This is a genomic window from Velazquezella soli (genome assembly GCF_977018685.1).
Window position 1 is genome coordinate 26,145 of record NZ_CDRNXF010000005.1, and the last position, 18,249, is coordinate 44,393.

General features: G+C 58.1%; 19 protein-coding genes, 3 pseudogenes and 1 other annotated feature. Of the genes and pseudogenes, 10 read left to right on the forward strand and 12 right to left on the reverse strand.

Annotated features, from left to right (window positions below; genetic code table 11):
* Window positions 1-33: 33 nt before the first annotated feature.
* Entirely contained in the window at window positions 34-687 is a 654-nt protein-coding gene (locus AC0JZ8_RS20625) for an NAD(P)H-dependent oxidoreductase (protein ID WP_471893421.1), read from the reverse strand.
* Between the two features lie 154 nt (window positions 688-841).
* Between AC0JZ8_RS20625 and AC0JZ8_RS20630 the strand changes: the two genes are divergently transcribed.
* Window positions 842-1,180: a hypothetical protein gene (locus AC0JZ8_RS20630; protein WP_342344782.1), complete on the forward strand. Its 339-nt coding sequence runs from the start codon at window positions 842-844 to the stop codon at window positions 1,178-1,180.
* Between the two features lie 18 nt (window positions 1,181-1,198).
* Window positions 1,199-1,516 carry an FCD domain-containing protein gene (locus AC0JZ8_RS20635; RefSeq protein ID WP_244508836.1) on the forward strand — a complete coding sequence of 106 codons (318 nt, stop codon included), beginning with the start codon at window positions 1,199-1,201 and terminating at the stop codon, window positions 1,514-1,516.
* Window positions 1,517-1,825: 309 nt separating this feature from the next.
* Here the strand turns inward: AC0JZ8_RS20635 and AC0JZ8_RS20640 are convergent, their stop codons facing one another.
* Window positions 1,826-2,449: an exopolysaccharide biosynthesis protein gene (locus AC0JZ8_RS20640; RefSeq protein ID WP_471893422.1), complete on the reverse strand. Its 624-nt coding sequence runs from the start codon at window positions 2,447-2,449 to the stop codon at window positions 1,826-1,828.
* The gene (locus AC0JZ8_RS20645) at window positions 2,446-2,760 is read right to left on the reverse strand and encodes a hypothetical protein (protein ID WP_471893423.1); all 315 of its coding nucleotides are present in this window, start codon (window positions 2,758-2,760) and stop codon (window positions 2,446-2,448) included. Before AC0JZ8_RS20645 ends, AC0JZ8_RS20640 begins: the two co-directional genes overlap by 4 nt.
* A gap of 201 nt (window positions 2,761-2,961) precedes the next feature.
* Between AC0JZ8_RS20645 and AC0JZ8_RS20650 the strand changes: the two genes are divergently transcribed.
* From AC0JZ8_RS20650 to AC0JZ8_RS20660, 3 genes and pseudogenes are all read left to right on the forward strand, one after another.
* Complete coding sequence (locus AC0JZ8_RS20650) at window positions 2,962-3,348, forward strand: hypothetical protein (RefSeq protein ID WP_471893424.1); 387 nt, start codon at window positions 2,962-2,964, stop codon at window positions 3,346-3,348.
* 41 nt (window positions 3,349-3,389) lie between these two features.
* A pseudogene (locus AC0JZ8_RS20655) lies at window positions 3,390-3,515 on the forward strand (helix-turn-helix domain-containing protein); the annotation flags it as partial.
* Window positions 3,516-3,630: 115 nt separating this feature from the next.
* Window positions 3,631-4,053, forward strand: coding sequence for an ABC transporter permease (locus AC0JZ8_RS20660; RefSeq protein WP_430262037.1), 423 nt, complete (start codon window positions 3,631-3,633; stop codon window positions 4,051-4,053).
* Here AC0JZ8_RS20660 and AC0JZ8_RS20665 read toward each other — a convergent pair.
* Entirely contained in the window at window positions 4,034-5,227 is a 1,194-nt protein-coding gene (locus AC0JZ8_RS20665; RefSeq protein ID WP_471893425.1) for a patatin-like phospholipase family protein, read from the reverse strand. The genes AC0JZ8_RS20660 and AC0JZ8_RS20665 overlap by 20 nt on opposite strands.
* An 81-nt stretch (window positions 5,228-5,308) precedes the next feature.
* Window positions 5,309-5,761, reverse strand: coding sequence for a BA14K family protein (locus AC0JZ8_RS20670; protein WP_471893426.1), 453 nt, complete (start codon window positions 5,759-5,761; stop codon window positions 5,309-5,311).
* Between the two features lie 159 nt (window positions 5,762-5,920).
* On the opposite strand from AC0JZ8_RS20670, the gene AC0JZ8_RS20675 reads away from it, so the two are divergent.
* The gene (locus tag AC0JZ8_RS20675) at window positions 5,921-6,049 is read left to right on the forward strand and encodes a hypothetical protein (RefSeq protein WP_471893427.1); all 129 of its coding nucleotides are present in this window, start codon (window positions 5,921-5,923) and stop codon (window positions 6,047-6,049) included.
* Window positions 6,050-6,085: 36 nt separating this feature from the next.
* Here AC0JZ8_RS20675 and AC0JZ8_RS20680 read toward each other — a convergent pair.
* Window positions 6,086-7,325, reverse strand: a pseudogene (locus tag AC0JZ8_RS20680) (IS3 family transposase).
* Window positions 6,916-7,044: a sequence feature (AL1L pseudoknot), on the reverse strand. Its footprint overlaps the pseudogene before it by 129 nt.
* Window positions 7,326-7,572: 247 nt before the next feature.
* Here AC0JZ8_RS20680 and AC0JZ8_RS20685 point away from each other — a divergent pair.
* On the forward strand, window positions 7,573-7,983 hold the full coding sequence (locus AC0JZ8_RS20685) for a hypothetical protein (protein WP_209899727.1): 411 nt from the start codon (window positions 7,573-7,575) through the stop codon (window positions 7,981-7,983).
* Window positions 7,984-8,036: 53 nt separating this feature from the next.
* Here AC0JZ8_RS20685 and AC0JZ8_RS20690 read toward each other — a convergent pair.
* The 4 genes and pseudogenes from AC0JZ8_RS20690 to AC0JZ8_RS20705 form a co-directional block, all read right to left on the reverse strand.
* Window positions 8,037-8,129, reverse strand: a pseudogene (locus AC0JZ8_RS20690) (sigma 54-interacting transcriptional regulator); the annotation flags it as partial.
* 258 nt (window positions 8,130-8,387) lie between these two features.
* Window positions 8,388-8,699, reverse strand: a complete 312-nt coding sequence (locus AC0JZ8_RS20695) for a BA14K family protein (RefSeq protein ID WP_174196950.1) — start codon at window positions 8,697-8,699, stop codon at window positions 8,388-8,390.
* Window positions 8,700-9,068: 369 nt separating this feature from the next.
* Entirely contained in the window at window positions 9,069-9,305 is a 237-nt protein-coding gene (locus AC0JZ8_RS20700) for a hypothetical protein (RefSeq protein WP_162728301.1), read from the reverse strand.
* A gap of 281 nt (window positions 9,306-9,586) precedes the next feature.
* Window positions 9,587-10,483: a LysR family transcriptional regulator gene (locus AC0JZ8_RS20705; RefSeq protein WP_471893428.1), complete on the reverse strand. Its 897-nt coding sequence runs from the start codon at window positions 10,481-10,483 to the stop codon at window positions 9,587-9,589.
* Window positions 10,484-10,631: 148 nt separating this feature from the next.
* On the opposite strand from AC0JZ8_RS20705, the gene AC0JZ8_RS20710 reads away from it, so the two are divergent.
* Window positions 10,632-11,036: an alcohol dehydrogenase catalytic domain-containing protein gene (locus AC0JZ8_RS20710; RefSeq protein ID WP_471893429.1), complete on the forward strand. Its 405-nt coding sequence runs from the start codon at window positions 10,632-10,634 to the stop codon at window positions 11,034-11,036.
* A 563-nt stretch (window positions 11,037-11,599) separates the two neighbouring features.
* Window positions 11,600-13,237 (forward strand): alpha/beta-hydrolase family protein, encoded by a 1,638-nt coding sequence (locus tag AC0JZ8_RS20715; protein WP_113110403.1) that lies wholly within the window; start codon window positions 11,600-11,602, stop codon window positions 13,235-13,237.
* Between the two features lie 59 nt (window positions 13,238-13,296).
* On the opposite strand, the gene AC0JZ8_RS20720 is transcribed toward AC0JZ8_RS20715, so the two are convergent.
* The gene (locus AC0JZ8_RS20720; RefSeq protein ID WP_471893430.1) at window positions 13,297-14,766 is read right to left on the reverse strand and encodes a metal-dependent hydrolase family protein; all 1,470 of its coding nucleotides are present in this window, start codon (window positions 14,764-14,766) and stop codon (window positions 13,297-13,299) included.
* A 155-nt stretch (window positions 14,767-14,921) separates the two neighbouring features.
* Here AC0JZ8_RS20720 and AC0JZ8_RS20725 point away from each other — a divergent pair, with 155 nt between their 5' ends.
* Window positions 14,922-15,719 carry a porin family protein gene (locus tag AC0JZ8_RS20725; protein ID WP_062463101.1) on the forward strand — a complete coding sequence of 266 codons (798 nt, stop codon included), beginning with the start codon at window positions 14,922-14,924 and terminating at the stop codon, window positions 15,717-15,719.
* Window positions 15,720-16,593: 874 nt separating this feature from the next.
* On the opposite strand, the gene AC0JZ8_RS20730 is transcribed toward AC0JZ8_RS20725, so the two are convergent.
* Window positions 16,594-18,246, reverse strand: coding sequence for a dihydroxyacetone kinase subunit DhaK (locus AC0JZ8_RS20730; protein WP_471893431.1), 1,653 nt, complete (start codon window positions 18,244-18,246; stop codon window positions 16,594-16,596).
* Window positions 18,247-18,249: the final 3 nt, after the last annotated feature.

Here is an 18,249-nt window from a genome sequence, read left to right on the forward strand (position 1 = left end):
CGGAGTTAGCTTAGAAGACCTTGGGCCTTCCGTTCAACGTCCCCGGAATTCCTCGTAGAAGTCGATGTGACGGCGGGCACGGTGGTCTGACCGGCTGCGTTCCTCTCGGAAGTTTTCTATCGCGCAGCGGACCCTGGCCATGAAGGCGGAGCGGGTTTGTTCGGTGCAGTTGTTCATGTCGTAATCGGCGAGATACTTCACTGGGGCTCCGATCTTGATCTGGCCGCGGATCACGCGCTTGACGATCTTTTTCGGCGGATTGCCGGCGAGGAAGGCGCGCATCGGGGTGGCGCCGTAGGTCATGACGGCTCCGAGCTTCCTGATGTGGCGCAGCGTCGGAGTCAGTTTGCCATCCACGAGGTCAAAGGAGACGCCCGGTAGCCAGACGCGGTCGAAATAGCCCTTCAGCATGGCGGGAAAACCGAAATTCCAGACGGGGGAGACGATGACAAGTGCTCCCGCCTTCCTCAGGCGCTCGACATAGGGCTGAACGAGGGAGAGATTGTCGGGAATGTCGTGATAGACGCGGCGGTCATGGGCGGAGAGGACAGGATCGAAACCCTCCTCGTAGAGATTGCAGCCGTCCACCTCGTGGCCGGCATTTTCCAAGCTCTCGCAGGTGAGCTTGGAGAGCGCCCGGCCGAAGCTTTCTTCGAGGGGATGGGAGTGGAGGACGAGTACGCGCATGTCAAAGCTCCAAGTCGTTGCCCGCCGCATCAGCGGTCGGGGTTCCAGTTCGAAAACTTCCGCGCCGTTTGTCCCCGCATCCTGATCCCTTGGCTCCTAATGTATGAGCCGATCTTAGCCAAAGCGGCTTGGTTGGTCGAAAGGGAATGAAGAAATGCTGGTAACAGAACCAGGATATGCCGAGCCGGAGCTGACACTTGCCGATCGAACCTATGTTCGGCTGCGCGAAGAGATCATCACCACGCAACTGCCTCCCGGCACGTTGCTGCGTGAGGCCGAGCTGATGGAGAGTCTTGAAAGCGGCAGGACCCTGTCCGGGAGGCCCTGCAACGATTACAGCACGACGGGTTCGTGGTCGTCGGCGCTCGCCGGGGCACGTTTGTCAGCAAGGTCGATATTACCGATCTCACCGCAGTCTATGAGGCACGGGCACGCATTGAATCCTACGCCACCCGGCTGGCAGCAGAACGTCTGCGCGAATATGAGCGCGTAGAGGCCCTAGCGCTGGTCGATGAGTTGCAGCGCACGGAAGGTCCGATGGGAGCTGAGCGACATCCTCGCTCTTGACCGCCGGGTGCACCGTTTCATCTATCGGGCGGCGAAAAATCCATATCTTCTCACGACACTCGAGCACTATCACAACCTGTCCCTGCGAATACTCTACGTCGCAATGAAACGCTTCCCCGTTCTCGTGCCACGCCTGGAGGACGTTCTGCGCGAGCAGATCGCAATGCTCCAAGCCGTCTGCGCCGGCCATGGCGAGGATGCCGAAAAGCCGTCGATGAACCACGTCCTGAGTTTCGAGGTCGAAGTGCGCAAGATCATATGATGGGAAGGGAGAGAGGAATCACCATGTGAATTCATCCACAGCAAAAGATTCCGGTTGAACGGCGTATCAACGATTTGCGCCGGTTTCACATGGTGTTTTGGGTTCAGATCCGTTCAGGCAATACATCAGCTTGTCGAGTGTCTGCGATCCTTGTCTCACCGGACAGTCGAGTTTGAACGGCTTTGCATCCTGGACGCCTTCGAAGTTGCAGTCACGGATATCGGGGTGGACTGCGAGAAATGTGGCTGACGTCTGCTCCATTCTTTCAGCCCCCATGACGTTCGCACTTCATGTCCGGGAGGGCGAACGTCAAAGCCACGGGATGGCGCCAGCCGCCATGTAAAGGAGCGCTCCCGTGATGCCGAGCGCGATGGCCGTCATACTAAGCCCGACAAGAACCACGAGCCCGTCGCGCTCGATCAGACCGATGGCGATCGCACAGAGTGCCGCAACGGGGGCAGGGTTTCCAAACGGGATTGGCAGAGCGACGGCGACTGCAAGGCAGAAGACCGGAAGCGCAAGCAGGTAGGGCATGCGTGGTCCGGCAAATGCCTTCATCCGACCCGGCCGGACAAATTGTTCGATCCGTCGGACCAACGGCGATGCATACCGCTCCAACGCTTCGAATGCCTTTGCCGATATGCGTCGATTGGCTAGCAGCGACGGAAGCCATAGGGATTCCAGTCCGATCGCGAATTGAAGCGAAACAATTGCGAGCGCGGAGCCGAATATCATCCCGAAAGGACCGGGGATCGGGATCAGCGCCGGCAGTGCCAGAAGAAGCATCACGAAACCGAAGCCGGACCTCCCTATGAGCTCGAGAGCGTCGGCAATCGTCAGGCCGTCCCGGGTGCGTGCGTTTGCTACAAGATGTGACAAGGTCTTGGACGCTGTGCCGGTATCGTGCTCGCCGTCGGGCCCTGCCAGGGTCAACCTTCCGCCTCGCGCGTATTTTTAGTGCTGATCAGTGCGCGCAACGCGCCGCAGCTCGGATCGGCACCATCAAACACCCGTTCAGGTGACATCCACCCAATCGAGATGCCGATCGCTGTAGCCGTCGCCCAGCCCGGCTCATTGCCGGCCTTGTCGACGAGGCGTGGAACCTCAATAGCGAGGCATTGGCGCGATTGCTGCACAAGCTCTACCGGAGCGTTAGCGTTATCGAGATGTTGCCGCATCTCGGCATGCAGCGGATCGATAACGAATAGCGTAAAAATCCATGCGGCAATGTCTGCGATCATCATCTTGGTCCCGTGTCTTACGGCATCTGTCGGTATTGGGTCCGACATCGTGAAAGCGCCGAAGACTTTCACCAGAGGGGCCCGGACCAGCGGGTCGAACATGATTTGGGAAGAGGAGTGGGAGTGTTCAAGCTGTGGGGCCTTGACGGCGCAAGTCGGCCTGGTCGATCACACTGCAATCGCGTGAACAGAAAGCAATGCTGCATGCCATATTACCTCGTCACCCAGACGTCGCTCGTGGAGGGTGCGGATGAAGTTGAAGCCGCTCGGAAAGTCCTCACGAAGTTGAAGTCGGATTCCGCCGTGAGATTCACCGTGAAACACGATGAAGAGACTATCCGGCAGGTGACGGTTGCCAACGTCCCTGCATGGGGAGCCGCGCAACCGACTGCGCAAGATCCCCGATCATCCCCGAAACGGATCCAGCAAGACATCGTGGCTGAGGCCTCAGCCGTCAATCGAGCCGATGCAAATGTCTCCAAGCGGCCTGTCCTGTCAGCCAGGAGTGTTATTCTTGGATTGGGTCTGTTCGCAGCCGGCGTAACAGCGGGGCTGGTCATCATGGCTTTAGTCGATCGCACTCATGGATGAGCCACGGGAAACTTCCAGAAGACAGTTGAGAAGAGCTGCTACTGTTCCTTGAGGGGATCGTTCGGACTGGAAGCGTCACCGCCGCAACCGTTGAATTAGCCATGACCCACAGCGCTTTCAGCAGGCAGCTTTTTCAGCTGCAAGCATGGTTAGGCATCCTGCCCTTTCGTAGAAAATCGCAGAGGGATGATTTCGACAGCCGATGTCGGTCGCCTTGCGGAAGTGCTCGGTGGAGCTTTGACGGGATTCACGATGCGTTGGAAGTGACTGTCGCTGTTCCTCGTGTCGCTGGCGGTCTTTTTCATCACGGAGTTGTTGCCCGGCGATACTTCACAAGAACTGCTTGGCCAGGCCGTGACGACGGAAGCCGCAGCCCAGCTTCGCGAAACGCTCGGTCTCGATCGTCCGGCAATCCTGCGTTATTTCGAGTGGATTTTTGGGCTGCTGACCGGTGATCTCGGTTACTCGCATGTCTCTGACCGGCCGGTTGCCAACCTCGTCGCCGAACGCCTGCCGAACTCGCTCACACTCGCTGCCATCACCATGGCGATCACCATTCCGCTGGCGCTCGGTCTCGGTAGCGTCGCCGCCATCTGGAGAGGTTCAATTTTCGACCGGGCGATCTCGTCAGCTGCGATCATGCTCGTGTCGCCAAACGAGACAGCTATCTTGCACCGGAAAGGGCTTAGGGTACGCCGGGAGTGAAAATAGGCTTTTGTCGCCATATCCGGCCCTGTTCCATGCGATCGTAACCGATCTTGAACACCGCCCTCATGTATACATTGCCGAAGGGTTGACTGAAATTGTAGGGGACAGGGGCGTCAATGACTGCCATGTGGAAGTTTACTCCGGTACGCCTGCAATACTCGTAGGCCGCGTAGAGAGACTGCCGTGTCTGAGATTTAACCAAGCTTGCGTAAGCCCGCGTCACTACGGGTACGGTCGAATTGGACGTGACAGAAAACTCAGGCATCAGTGTATTGTTGATTAAGAAATACATGTCTGCCCCGCGAATGACTGCGGGCAACGAGACATTCGTATCCGACAACATCGCTTCGGGAACAGTCACGATCTGGGAAGAAGGGGCTCCATCTGAATGAAGCTCGGAAATCGTTCGACCATCGATCGTAGCAATGATCTTTACCGCTGGAAAAGCGCCGGGAATACTGGCAGATGCCACCAATACATTGCGGAACAGATTAAGCGCATCCGGGCGCGAGCTGGCGGCAATCGCGCCCATGTCCCAGAGCATGCCGCGCTGAGTATCGAGATTGGTTGTCAGGACAAAAAGATCTCTGCCTTTTCGGTATTCCACTGCAATTCGGTCGAGTACTTCTTGCGTTACGTGTTGCTCGACCATGTTCATTAAAGGCTTCTGGTAGTATAGGCTCTCGCCGAGAAGCCCTGAAATAATTGGTCTGCGTTGGAGCAGATCTTCAGCGACTCCACTCGTGTATAGATGCTCCAGCGTATCGTCGTAGTCAGGGCCGAGAAACGCAAACGGGGCGATGAGTGCTCCCGTGCTGACGCCACTGACAACGTCGAATGTTGGACGGTCGCCGCGTTGCGACCACGCTTTGAGAGCGCCCACAGAGAACGCACCGCCAGCGCCGCCGCCAGAAATTGCCAGATATTTATGCCGCAATGGAGATGGTGTCCGCGGTACTCTTTTCTTGGCAAATAGTCCGACTTCGCCGTCCAAAGGCGTGCGAACATTCGCAAATCCGGGGATCTCGGCGCCACGCGCATCGTCTCGAGAGTAAGGCTCTCTTGCCGATGTACAGCCGAACAAACCCAGAGCGATGATGAGGCCGCTAAGCACGCCTCTTAAGCGGAACGTTGGCAGCGGTATCAAAGCCGCACGGAAGGGTGACGCCAATTTTGCAGGCCTTGATTAGCGCTTCAACGTTATCCTGATCGCTAAAGCTCTTCGCGATCAGGACGGCTCTCACACTACGCGTTAGCTGTAGGGTGACATGCAATGCGCGCGTATTCCTGGTCGCGGAACATAGCTGTTGTCAGATGCGACATAGGATCGGTAACGCTTCGCGCACCAAGCGAAATGTTCCGGTGGCAAATCCTGACGCATGCGGTGGCCAGGTGGTCTGTATCCTGGTGGTGGCGGCTCGTAACCCGGAGGTGGAGGTGGCGGACCATCATCCTGCGCGGCGATCGCTCCGCCAACTATCGAGCCGGCCGCAAACGCCGACAGTGGGTACCACCATCCATCGGGGCCACGACGTAACCCGCCTCTCGGCTCAGGTTCGCCGCGATAGCCGTTCAAAAAACCGGGCCCATTCTGCGCGACAACGATGGATTTGGGGGCCTCATTAACAGGCGGGAAGAATTGTGCCCAGGCCGGCGAGGCGATGACGACGGACACTGACAGAAGTGCAATCGATAATTTATTCATTGTTGTTCTCTCGTTAACGCGAGAACCAAAGTCGGCACACTATGGCAAAAATCGAGCGATTACTGTGTGATAGCGTCTTATTTACTCTGCTTTACTGAAGTCGTAATTATCTTAACAACAGATTAGACAACTCGGGGAATAAGCGCTCTGGTGCAGGTCTTGACCGGCCAGGACGAGCCCGGCGCCGCGGTTCAACTCGTCTATCTTACCCGCCAACAGTTGCCGCGAAATGTCCGCGCTCTGATGGATTTTGTCGTCGAGGCTTTTTTGAATGAAAACGCTTTGTGAACCGCACCGGGTTTTCCGGAGGCCATTTCGTTTAAGTTATGCGGCCATTGCTGGTGCGTCCAGGCTGGCGTAATACTGCTTCTCGGCTTCGGCTGGCGGTATGTTGCCTATGGGCTCCAGAAGACGGCGGTTGTTGAACCAATCGACCCATTCGAGTGTGGCGAACTCCACAGCTTCGAAGTTGCGCCATGGTCCTCGCCGATGAATGACCTCTGCCTTGTAAAGACCGTTGATAGTTTCAGCGAGAGCATTGTCATAGCTGTCGCCAACAGTTCCGACGGAGGGCTCGATGCCCGCCTCCGCCAGTCGCTCGGAATAGCGAATGGACACGTATTGCACACCCCTATCGGAATGGTGGATGAGCCCACCGCGATGGACGGACCGCCGATCATGAAGCGCCTGGTCCAAGGCATCGAGGACGAAGCCCGCATGGGCGTGCGGCTTGCCCGCCAACCGACAATGCGGCGTGCAAAGGCATCGATGACGAAGGCTACATAGACTAAGCCCTGCCAAGTTGCCACGTAGGTGAAATCGGATAACCACAGCATGTTCGGCGCGGAAGCAAAGAACTGCCGGTTCACGCGGTCGAGTGGGCATGGGGCGGCCTTGCCGCTGATCGTCGTTCGGATCGGCTTGCCACGGATGATACCCTGCAGCCCCATTGCCATCATGAGCCGAGCAACAGTGCAGCGGGCGATGTCGAAGCCCTCCCGCAGTAACTGCCGCCAGACCTTGCGCACGCCATAGACCTCGCAGTTCTCATAGAACACACGGCGTATCTCGATCTTCAGGCCGATATCGCTGCGGGCTCGGACCGACAGGCGATCCGCATCCAGACGCATGGCGACGTTCTCGAAGTAGGTTGACGGGGCAATCGGCAAAAGCCTGCAGATCGGCCCAATAGTCGGCATTTGCCCGAACACCCCACGGTGTTCGTCAATGAACGAGATCATCGTTTGAAGGGGCGGTCGAGCTCCGCCATCGCGAAATAGGCCGAAGCCTTGCGCAGAATCTCGTTGGCCTGACGAAGCTCGCGGTTCTCCCGATCCAGAGCCTTCATCTTCTCGGCGACATCGCTCGGCAGGCCTGCTCGCTTACCACTGTCGACCTCGGTCTTCTTGACCCATTCGTGCAGGGTGGCTGGCGAGCAGCCAGTCTTGGCAGCGATAGATGAAACGGCAGCCCAGCGTGATGGATGCTCGGCTTCGTGGTCCAGCACCATACCGATGGCACGGTTGCGGACTTCAGGTGAAAATTGGTTTGTCGTCTTGCTCATGATGGCTCCACTTTCTCAGAAGTTGGAGCCTCCGGCAAACCCGGCGCGGTTCAGTTCCATGATTTGCTTACCCCACAAAAGGGCTATTTTTAGCCTCTCGACGCGGTCTTTATGCAAGTCTCCGTGCAATCAGGCCCCCGCAACCAAATCATCGCGAAACACCCGTAGCCATAAGCTGCGGGTGTTTTTCGTTAAGTGTTACCTTGCTTGCTAGGCTAGAGCGAGGTCTCCAGCCATACCTGCACTCGTGATCCTCTTCCCCGAGCCGTCAGACAATGCCGAGCGCTTTCATCTTCGGATCAAGCGTTGTCGGCTTCATGTCCAGCAGTTCGGCGCCGCCTACCTTCCCGGAGACCTTGGCGCCGCTGTGCTGCAGGGCATTGCTGATATTGTCCCGGCCGCGCTGGCGCGTCTCGGCTTCCGTGAGGACCGCTCCAGCCGCATCGGACGGTCAAGGCTGCGCCTTGCGGGGTGCGGTTGCGTCCGGGAGGTGGAAATCCATGCGGCCCTGTCGCGACAAAATGGAGGCCCATTCGATCGCGTTCTAAAACTCGCGGACATTGCCAGGCCAGGCATATTGCTGCAGCGTCTGGAGTTGTCGTTCGACAGCGTCAACTCGCGCCGGTTGGCGACGCTCTGGCGTCCCACGAAATTCTGAGCGAGGGGAATGTCTTCCCGGCGGTCCCGCAGCGGCACCGACTCGATTGGGAAGGCCGCCAGAAGGAAATAGAGATCCTCCCGAAACTCACGGTTCTGCACGCTCCGTTTGAGATCGAGATTGGTGGCTAGGTGAATCCGGAGAATGCGAGATCGGCCTCAAGCCTTATGTTCGCAATGAAGCCCCGGCATCAGATGGTCGGCCAGTTCCGCGAGGGCGGCCACGACTTCGTCGTGCTGCCATAATGCGTCGACTGTAGAGGAAGCGACGCAAGATGACATTTCTGTCATGCCTTGCTAGCAACAGAGAACACGGTCTGGATAAATCCATTTGGGCGTGACGTCGTTGATATAATTGAACGAAATTGTTGCTGCGACGAAAGCTGTCAAGGTGCCGCTAATACATTATCTGGGAGATATACACTTCGACTGGACGCCGCCTTCGCCGATGTGGACATCGTTGACTGCATCGTAGCTCAGCCGATACCGGGCGGCGCACCATGTAATATGTCGGACTTCGCTCGGCGACAGCTTGGAGGAATTCGCGGTCGCCGAACCTTGTCCATTCTCGGCATATGCCGAGACCGAGTTCCCACCGAAAGCTTCTGCGTTCGCCTGGGGCTCAGGGAACTGAAACGCATTGGCAGGGGCCACGAAAGCGGCAAACATGAGACTGCTGAAGGAGACGATGGAGGCGAGCTTGGCGACGTTGCGCATCTGAGAACCGATCTTCTATTCACTTGAAGAACGGCTGTTGCGCGATTTTAGTTCCTTTCGTCGGTGCTGCCGGCTTTTCAAGAGGCTTTCGGCCACCACAAAGCGGGATCAGACGGTGGAAATTGAGAAGACAAGCCTCGCTCAGGAAAAGCATCCACCAGGTCCTGGGAGCGGTCGAGACACACCGCCCTCGACGACCTTCGATCGTGGTTGCGCCTGCTTGAACTCGATCACCCGCTTACTGCCCGACGGCCTGATCACCGCGAAATGGTCGTTCACATCCGACTTCCAGCAAACGGGTAATCATCAGACCACTCCCACCTATCGCAAGTCGCAGCCTTGCCCGCACCAGCAGATAAGCAGACAGGATTAGCGCGCAGGCAGCATGGCTCGGCCGGCATTTCTAATTGTGAGCGCTGAGTCCGCCATGGGTGCGATAAGGCCGCTTGCTATCGCTGAAGCGAGGGCCTCTGTGAATTCGGCACCTTCGAGGCCATGCTTCTTCGAAAAGTTTTGCACAGCACCGCGTGTTGAAGTCGGTGATACGCCAAACTTGTTATTCTTAAAAGCGTTGACGATGATTTGGTTTGATTCGTCCAGGGTCATGATCATTCCTATGTGATGCAACGTGCTACCAGCAACCGGATCACCTTCATAGCGCCTAAACCGTCGAGCGTGTCCTTTCGTGCTCAAAGCGAGAGATTGATCGCAGAAGGCGTGCGTATGACATTGGTCTATCGCAAACTCATTTTCCGCCATCCTGCCTTTCCCTCCGTCGGTCAACACCATCTTCCTTAATGTCGCGCGATGCGGTCGGGTCAAAACGGTGAATTACTGGTCGCTCCTTCTGAAAGGCTGGGAAGCAATCTTTCGCATCGGCCGATCGTCTAAGAGCTCCTGGCTTTCATGAAATCGATGAATGCCCGAACAGATGCGGCCATGTGAGAGCGTTCCGAGTAGTAGAGATAGAAGCCGGGGAAGAGCTTGCAAGCCGGTTCGAGCACTCGCATGAGTTCGTTGGTTTTCAAATAGGGTTCCACCAGGTCCTCGATGAGGTAAGCCAGTCCAAGTCCCTCGCGAGCTGCTGAAAGGAGTAGCTCCGTATCGTTGACGGTAACGACGTTCTCGACATCAACATCGAGGACGCCATCTGCACCTTCGAACCGCCATGGGTACAGGGCTCCCGTGCTTTTCCACTTGTAAGTGAGGCAGAGGTGGTCCTGGAGGTCGGCTGGCGCCTGGGGCGGCGGCCGATTAGCAAAATAAGAGGGTGCGCCCACAACCGCCATACGCAGATCGGGCGTGATCCGGACAGCGATCATATCCCGGCTGATTTGCCCTCCAATCCGAACGCCCGCGTCAAAACCTTCCGCAACGACATCCGTGATATCGTTGTCTATCACCAGATCAAGGCGGACCTCAGGATAGGCAAGACGGAACTGGCGCAGTCTTGGCAGAACCGCAATCTGCGCGGCAATGCTCGGCAGATTGACACGAACCACGCCCTTCGGCTCACTCTGGTAGGCTCCGACGGCCGAGACGGCGTCATCCATCCCCATCATCATCGGCTTGATGCGATCGTAGAGCACGCTTCCCGCTTCCGTCAGCCCGACACTGCGGGTGGTTCGATTAAGGAGGCGTATCCCGAGACGGCTCTCTAACGCGCGGACGATGCGGCTCAAAGCAGAAGGCGATATCGCCAGCCGTTTTGCAGCACGGCCGAACGCCCGCTCATCGCAGACTGCGACAAAGGCCTTGAGTTGGGAAAATTCCGCACCGTCCATTATGATCCTCAAAGGCAATACGTCATGCCGAATTGATACCATATTCAACCACAATCGCCATGCTGCATAACTGTGACAGAAGACAGGGTGAACGGACCGATGAACTATCGGGTCGCAGTCGTCTTCCGAAACGAGCGGAGATGCGACGATGAAGCGCTGGGAAATTGACGCGGTTGGCAGGCAGAACCTGAAACTGAACGATGTCGAAGTGCCAAAACCTGGTCCGAAAGAGGTCTTGATAAAAGTGAACGCGGTCGCACTGAATTACCGCGACAAGATGGTTGTCGAGACAGGACGAGGACTTCCTCTCACCTTCCCTTTCACGCCGGGCTCGGACCTCGCCGGAGAAGTCGTCGGTCTCGGACAGGGCGCTTCCCGATTAAGTATTGGAACTGGGAGCAGGACGGCGCTGGAAAGGTTCGTTAGAGCGATCGATCAGACGCGTATCGTCCCTGTTGTGAACTCCTGCTATTCTCTGGCCGATCTTCCAGCGGCCTTCGACCATTTGGATCGAGGAGCATTTGGGAAAATCGTCATCGACGTAGCCGAATAGAAGATGCCGCAGTCAGCAGTCGGATCACCTGTATCAATGCCTCAAAAACCGATCGTAGCGGCACGCCGCTACGATCGCCGGTAGACGCTTCGGGCCGCATGCGGGAATAATTTCCGCACCGCGCCCCGCCAATCGGTCATTCGCGACCTTGGACCTAAATCCCGTAACCAGTCGTTCGCTGCGCATTCGATGACAAGCCGCCAACAGCTTTGTGAAACACTTGTCTCAGCTTCTGAAACGGGGAGACTACGCTGTCGGATCCAGTGAAGGGTTCAAATCTTGATCCCTCGAGCTGACTGGATTTGTAATGCTGTTTGATTTGCATTTAATTGCCGCTGACTTTCGATGAGTTGGCTGGCATCCCTATCGCTCATGGGCAGTCCGAACAGGTATCCCTTGATCAGATGCGGCTTGAGGGCAGCAAGAACAGCCATCTCCTATTAGGTGTCGACGCCTTCGAGCACGCACCGCAAAATCAGCTTTGAGCATAGGGCAATGATGCCGGCGACGATTTCCCGCGATGTGATGCTATGGGTAGCGAAACTCCGGTTAGGAGCGGTTTGATGTACCAAATGGTCCGACGTTTTCTTGGTTCTTTGTCCCACACAGGCACGTTCATCGCGCTTGTTTTCTTTGCTGCCTCTCTCACTCCAAGTCTCTTGCCTCGGTCTTACCTGGTGCAAGGAGCGCTTTCGGGCGTCTGCGCCGCCGTGGGCTATATGGCGGGCGTGGCAGTGGCTTGGCTTTGGCGCTACCTGGAACTTCCTCGCGCCTCGAGCAGGGAACGACCCCTGAAGGTCGCATTCCTCATCGCTGCCATTGCCATCCTGGGTGTTTTTCTCTGGCACGCGGTCGAATGGCAAAACTCCATTCGCTTGCTTTGGGGCATGGATGCGCTCGATAGCGCTGAACCTTTGAAACTGGCTGCCGTTGCCATCCTCGCCTTCGCCGTGCTGCTCTTTACAGGACGTGTCTTTCAGCTTGCGGCTCGCGGTCTTTCGGGGTGGATCAACAGGTACGTTCCTCGACGGGTGGCGAACGCCCTAGGCGTGACCCTGGCCGCCCTGTTGTTCTGGACTGCCGGGCAGGGGCTGCTGCTGCGATGGGCGCTGGACGCAACGGATGCCTCGTTCCAGAAAGTGGACGCGCTGATTGACGACGACACTCCTGAACCGACCGACCAGGCGAAAACCGGGAGCGCATCTTCACTGGTGTCGTGGGAGGGCCTTGGACTGCAGGGGCGCCGTTTTGTCAGCTCTGGCCCCACTGCGCCCGACGTCGGCGCGTTCTGGCAGCAGACAGCCGAAAAGCCGATCCGCGCCTATGTCGGGCTCAACAACGGCGAGACGGTGGAAGCAAGAGCCGCGCTCGCCCTGAGAGAGCTTCAGCGACAGGGCGGTTTCGATCGGTCGATCCTCGTCATTATCGTCCCGACAGGAACCGGATGGGTTGATCCAGCCGCCATGGACACGCTCGAGTTTCTTCACCGCGGCGATGTGGCCAGCGTCGCGCTCCAATATTCCTATCTTGCGAGCTGGTTGTCTTTGATGGTGGAGCCGGACAATGGTCAGGCTGCGGCGAGGGCATTGTTCACCGAAGTCTACAGCCACTGGAAAACGCTTCCGCGTGAACGGCGGCCGAAGCTTTATCTGTATGGCTTGAGCCTCGGTGCGCTCAATTCGCAGCTATCGACGGACATCTATGATGTTGTGGCCGATCCGTTCCAGGGAGCACTTTGGACCGGTCCCCCATTCCGCAGTCAAAGATGGCGCACAATCACAGATCAGCGGCAAGACCTTTCGCCTGCGTGGCTTCCCAGGTTTCGCGATGGTTCCTTGGTGCGCTTTGCGAACCAGGCATCCCCTCCTGTCCAGTTTGATGCGTCCTGGGGACCGATACGGTTTGTCTACTTGCAATATGCTAGTGACCCGATCGTCTTTTTTGAAACTGCTTCGTTGTTCAAGGAGCCGGATTGGATGAAGGGGGAAAGAGGCCCGGATGTCTCGCCGCGGCTCAGGTGGTTTCCAGTGGTGACCATGCTGCAACTGACATTTGACATGGCGATCGGCACAACATCGCCAATGGGGTTTGGCCACGTCTATGCACCGGAGGACTACATCGACAGTTGGATCGCATTGACCGATCCGCCCAATATGGATCACTCGGTGGTCGAGCAACTCAAGGCGCGGTTTGCCAAGTGACCGATTTCGGCGTGATCCAATAATCTCCGTGGGAGGGGACGGCCAGAGGACGAACTGATCTACGCAGCAATGTTCTTGTTCAACTGCCCATCCTTCATGATCACAAGGAAGTTTTTCGCCGGGTCCTCGATCAAGGCGATGTCCGCAATCGGGTCGCCGTCGACCAGCAACAAGTCGGCGAGTGCGCCTTCCTGAACCACGCCCAGCTTGCCTTCGTAAGGGCTCCGAAGGCCGGAGAGCGCGAGTAGCTGGCCATTGTCCCCCGTCGCCATCTTCAGGATTTCGGCAGGCTTGTACCAGCGGGCGAGTTTTGTGAGTTGTGCACCCTGCCGCGCGGCTGCCCTATCATCGAACAGCGTGTCGGTACCCCAGGCCGTCTTGACCTTGTGCTTCTTGGCAAGCGCGTAGGCGGCGTCGGTGCCGGAAAACATCTCCAGTTGCTTGCGTCTGTTTGGCGACCCCTCGGCAAAGGGCGTAGCATCCTGATCGTCCAGAAAGGGCTGTAGGCACCACCAGATACCTTTTTCCGCGAGCAGGGCCGCCGTCTCGTCGTCGAGCAGGTTGCCATGCTCTATGCACCGAACGCCAGCGGCGACCGCCTGGGCGACTGCTTTTGGCGTATAGGCATGAACCGTCGCATAGGTCCCCCAGTTCTCCGAAGCGCCAACGCCCGCTTCCATTTCCTCAAGCGTGAACTGCGTCACATCGAGCGGGTCGAACGCGGATGACACGCCTCCACCGGCCATGATCTTGATCTGCGACGCGCCGAGTGCCAGTTGTTCGCGGGCGCGCTTTCGGACCGTGCCGGGATCGTCGGCAATGGCCGAGCCGCCCACACGCTCACTGTAGGTGAAATCGTCCGGCCGCGCGGGGAGGTCGATCGGAAGCCTGAAGTCGCCGTGGCCACCCGTTTGCGAAATGAACGCACCCGATGGCCAGATCCTGGGCCCCGGAACGAGCCCGGCATCGATGCCGCGCTTCAACCCGAAGCAGGGGCCGCCCATATCGCGAATTGAGGTGAACCCTCTCATCAAGGTGTCGTTGGCCGCCTTCACTGCCGCGACATTGATGAAGCCGATGTCAGACGTCAGGACGGCCAATTGGGGAACGGTCGCAAACATGATGTGGGTATGCGCGTCGATCATGCCCGGCATCAGTGTTCGCCCACCGCCCGCTATGCGCGTGACGGAAAGGTCGGCTGGAATCTGGATCGGTGACGGTGAAATCGACGTTATCCGGTTTCCGATCACCAACACATTGGATGGATTGGACAACGTTTCCGACATACCGTCAAATATGCGCACGTTTTCGAACAACACGGCTATTGTCGGCGTTGCTTGAGCCTGCGCGGCGCTCGGCAGACCCGCCAGCCCGAACCCCGCCAGCATCGCAGCGGCGCCGACGAAAAATCCGCGGCGCCGGAGATCGGCATTCATTCGGTGCGTGAGCGTCTGCAATACGGGATCGCAACATTTGCACGGCAGGTCGCTGGTGAGATGATCGTACTTGGTGCCAAACCGAAATCTCATGCTTCCCCCCTCCGCGAGCATCACGACACAAGCATACGCCCGCATTCAGTTTTCCACGAAAAGTCGAAATAGGTTACGCGTGAATAACCACTGCTTGCAAGCAAAAACTATAGTGATATCGTGGAAGTACGCACAGGTTCCGATGGGAGAAACCTATGTTTTACAACATCGTTCTCGCGGCCGGACTTACGCTCGCATTGTCGCTTCCGGCATCCGCCGAAGATCAGGCGACTGATCTACTTGCTGACCGTGAATGGAGCATCATCGTCAGTCCCTATGTCTGGGCTGCGTCCCTGGATGGCGATGCGTCGCTGGCAGGTTTGGATAGCAATGTCGATATTCCGTTTTCGGATATTTTCAAACACCTCGATCTTGCGGCCATGGGCAATGTCGAAGTGACGAACGGACTTTTCGGCTTCTACTTTGATGGACAGTACGTTCAGACGAGCCAGGACGAGGATCTCGCCGACTTCGAGGTCGGCTTGAAGATCAAGACGACTATTCTGGCAGCCGGCGCTTACTACCGCGTCTACGACCTCGCACTTGGGGGCGACACAGTGTTTGGTGAACCGCGGCATTTCACCGTCGAGCCTACGGTCGGCATCCGTTGGACAAAACTCGAAGCGCATGCTGATGCAGGCTTCACCTCGGCAAACAAGTCTGCGGACTGGCTTGACCCGTTCGTGGGCATGCGTCTGAGCACAGACCTTTCCGACCGGTGGAACCTGGCCGGCGAAGCCGACATTGGCGGGTTCGATATTGGTTCGAAGCTCGCAGTAAATGCCCAGGCCTATCTCGGATACCGGACCTACATGTTTAATCATCCAACGATTTTGCGCGTTGGGTATCGTGTGCTTTCGCAAGACTACGAAACGGACGATTTCACCGGAAACAAATTTCGCTGGGACGTTACCCAGCATGGCCCGGTATTGGGCTTTTCCATGCGTTTCTGACGGTGTCTCGATCCCAGTGATCTGCATCCGAGATCAAGTCAGCGAGGACGTCTGGATGTCCAACAGACAGCGTGCGATCCCGAAATGGACGTGGATAGCGCCAGCGCGGGCATCCGCTTCTGGCGCTGACGGTCCAGCGATGTTCTCGTGGAGCGCTGTTCCGACTTCAACCTCGGCCGTGGTCCTCGGGAGTTAGGCTTCGCTGGTGGCTGCTTTCTGCGAGAGAAGTCCCTATAGCTGATAGTCTTCTCACGGCCCATTCCGTCCGTTCCGGAGCTCAGTCGTTGCCCAACTAAAGAACAACAATGCCTCAAAGTTAGTGAACTCCGGGGTAGCCGGTCCGATTCCGTTCAAGGTGGTCGATTTTACAAGTCACGGTGCACTCGGGCCCCGCAACCAAATCATCTCAAAACACCCGTAGCGATAAGCTGCGGGTGTTTTGCGTTGCGGCGGACCTCCCCCGAAAGCGGGTGAATTGGTGCTGACCGGGGGAGACGTCGCCTCAGGCGCGTGGCGGGACAAAACCCCAGGAGACCTAGTAAACCAGGGGATTGGCAAGCGCACATGTCGTCATCCCCCAATGTGAGGGAAATACGTCTTCTCCAGTTCGTTCATTCCGTCGTGTCCATTTGGGTACTGCAGTGCACCAAAGCCGCGAGCGCCGCATGAGCACCGTCCTGTGGAGGGCAGCGATCTCGAAATGGTTCACCACACTGCCATTTGAGACCGCAGGCAACCTGCGGTTCTTCTGAAGACTTCTTTGTTTTGTCCATCAACCTGGGGAGGTGACAGTGGATTAAGCGATTGAGGATGAGAACACCTTGTCGGCAGGATGTCAGATGGCTCCCGCCGCGCCGATCCCTGGCTCACGCCGTCACTCCGCGGGTTTGCCCTCCGACCTGCTATGTCGAAGGGAAAGAAACTCGAAGAGACGCGCGACGGCCTCCGCGCCGGGATCGATGTGACCTTCGAGCTGCCGGGCATTTATGTAAGCCGCCCGGCCTGCGCGTGCGCTGAGATAGGTTGCGGTCAGGTTGGCGCCGGCGCGGGCTGCACTGGCCGCTGCTGCAAAACCCTTGTCATAGGCGTCCAGTGCAGGCGAGAGCGCATCGACCATGGTGCGGTCGCCGAGCTCTGCGCCGCCGATTTCCTGCATGCGGGCAAGGCCAGCTTTGAGCGCGTCGCGCATGCCAAGCCCACTTGAGGCCCCATCGCCTGCCGCGGCAAAGAAGATGGCGAGCAAGACGCCGGAAGAGCCGCCCATGGTCTGGCTGAGTTCCTGGCCCATGGCGCGGAAGAGCTGCGTGTGATCTGCAAGCGGTAGCCGATCGAGGGCCTCGATCAGGGCACGCGCGGCGCTTGCAAGGGTCGAGCCGGTATCGCCGTCGCCGGATTTGGCATCGAGCGCGTTAAGATCCTTTTCCGCCTCGATCAGGAGCTTGCAGCACTCTGTGAGGAATTGACGGGTCGGCAGATGCTGCGAGGCAAGCGGCGCGATCGGGGTCAGTCCATCGGGCAGGGCGATGACGTTGACGGGTCGCATCGCTGTCACGCCTGGCCATGCTGCAAGGCCGACCGGCTTGGCCAGCAAGTCGAGATCGGCCTTTTCCGCCGGCAATAGGGAAATCGAAAAGCCCTGCATGTCGAGCGAGGTCATCATCGCAGCCGGCCCGACGATATGCGAGAGGCGCGCGCCGATCGCCGATTGAACCAGTTCGTTGACGACCACGGCCATTTCCAGCACGGAGGTGCCGCCGAGATTGTTGACAAGCGCGACATGCGGCTTGTCCTCCATGCCCGCCGCAAGCCGGTCCACCATGGCGGCCACGGCGCCGCGCACGCCGTCATACTCGATCTGCTCTACACCCGCCTCGCCGTGGATGCCAAGGCCGAGTTCGGCGTGACCTTCGGGAATGCGTTTTTCCTTCGGCGAGCCCGGCACGGTACAGGTGTCGAGTGCAATGCCGATCGAGCGGGTATTGGCGATCACCCGCCGCGCAGTGTCGATGACGGCATCAAGACTTGCGCCGTTTTCCGCCATCGCACCGGCGATCTTGTGGACGAAGAGCGTGCCCGCCACACCGCGGGACTGCGGCAGATCGGGGAGCGCGATGTCATCGTCCACGATCACCATGCCGACATTCAGCCCGAAGGCACGGGCGCGTTCAGCCGCAAGACCGAAGTTCAGCCGGTCGCCTGTATAGTTCTTGACGATCAGCAGGCAACCGAGCGGGCCAGTCACCGCGAGGATCGCGGTTAGAATAGCGTCAACGCTTGGCGAGGCGAAGACATCACCACAGACGGCGGCTGTCAGCATGCCGCGACCGACGAAACCGGCATGGGCCGGTTCATGGCCGGATCCGCCGCCCGAGACAATCGCGACCTTCGACTTGTCCCAGTCGGATCGCAACACGACGCGGATGTGCGGATAGCCGTCGAGGCGGCTCAGCGCTCCAGCCGAGGCCATGAGCATGCCATCGATCGCCTCGGTGACGGCATTTTCGCGGCTGTTGAGGAATTGAGACATGAG

What these genes read in the sequence shown, in the direction of transcription:
- AC0JZ8_RS20625 (WP_471893421.1), bottom strand. Translation starts at nt 687, where the DNA reads ATGCGCGTACTCGTCCTCCACTCCCATCCCCTCGAAGAAAGCTTCGGC.
- AC0JZ8_RS20630 (WP_342344782.1), top strand. Translation starts at nt 842, where the DNA reads ATGCTGGTAACAGAACCAGGATATGCCGAGCCGGAGCTGACACTTGCC.
- AC0JZ8_RS20635 (WP_244508836.1), top strand. Translation starts at nt 1,199, where the DNA reads ATGAGTTGCAGCGCACGGAAGGTCCGATGGGAGCTGAGCGACATCCTC.
- AC0JZ8_RS20645 (WP_471893423.1), bottom strand. Translation starts at nt 2,760, where the DNA reads ATGATGATCGCAGACATTGCCGCATGGATTTTTACGCTATTCGTTATC.
- AC0JZ8_RS20650 (WP_471893424.1), top strand. Translation starts at nt 2,962, where the DNA reads ATGCCATATTACCTCGTCACCCAGACGTCGCTCGTGGAGGGTGCGGAT.
- AC0JZ8_RS20670 (WP_471893426.1), bottom strand. Translation starts at nt 5,761, where the DNA reads ATGAATAAATTATCGATTGCACTTCTGTCAGTGTCCGTCGTCATCGCC.
- AC0JZ8_RS20695 (WP_174196950.1), bottom strand. Translation starts at nt 8,699, where the DNA reads ATGCGCAACGTCGCCAAGCTCGCCTCCATCGTCTCCTTCAGCAGTCTC.
- AC0JZ8_RS20700 (WP_162728301.1), bottom strand. Translation starts at nt 9,305, where the DNA reads ATGACCCTGGACGAATCAAACCAAATCATCGTCAACGCTTTTAAGAAT.
- AC0JZ8_RS20705 (WP_471893428.1), bottom strand. Translation starts at nt 10,483, where the DNA reads ATGGACGGTGCGGAATTTTCCCAACTCAAGGCCTTTGTCGCAGTCTGC.
- AC0JZ8_RS20710 (WP_471893429.1), top strand. Translation starts at nt 10,632, where the DNA reads ATGAAGCGCTGGGAAATTGACGCGGTTGGCAGGCAGAACCTGAAACTG.
- AC0JZ8_RS20715 (WP_113110403.1), top strand. Translation starts at nt 11,600, where the DNA reads ATGTACCAAATGGTCCGACGTTTTCTTGGTTCTTTGTCCCACACAGGC.
- AC0JZ8_RS20720 (WP_471893430.1), bottom strand. Translation starts at nt 14,766, where the DNA reads ATGAGATTTCGGTTTGGCACCAAGTACGATCATCTCACCAGCGACCTG.
- AC0JZ8_RS20725 (WP_062463101.1), top strand. Translation starts at nt 14,922, where the DNA reads ATGTTTTACAACATCGTTCTCGCGGCCGGACTTACGCTCGCATTGTCG.
- AC0JZ8_RS20730 (WP_471893431.1), bottom strand. Translation starts at nt 18,246, where the DNA reads ATGTCTCAATTCCTCAACAGCCGCGAAAATGCCGTCACCGAGGCGATC.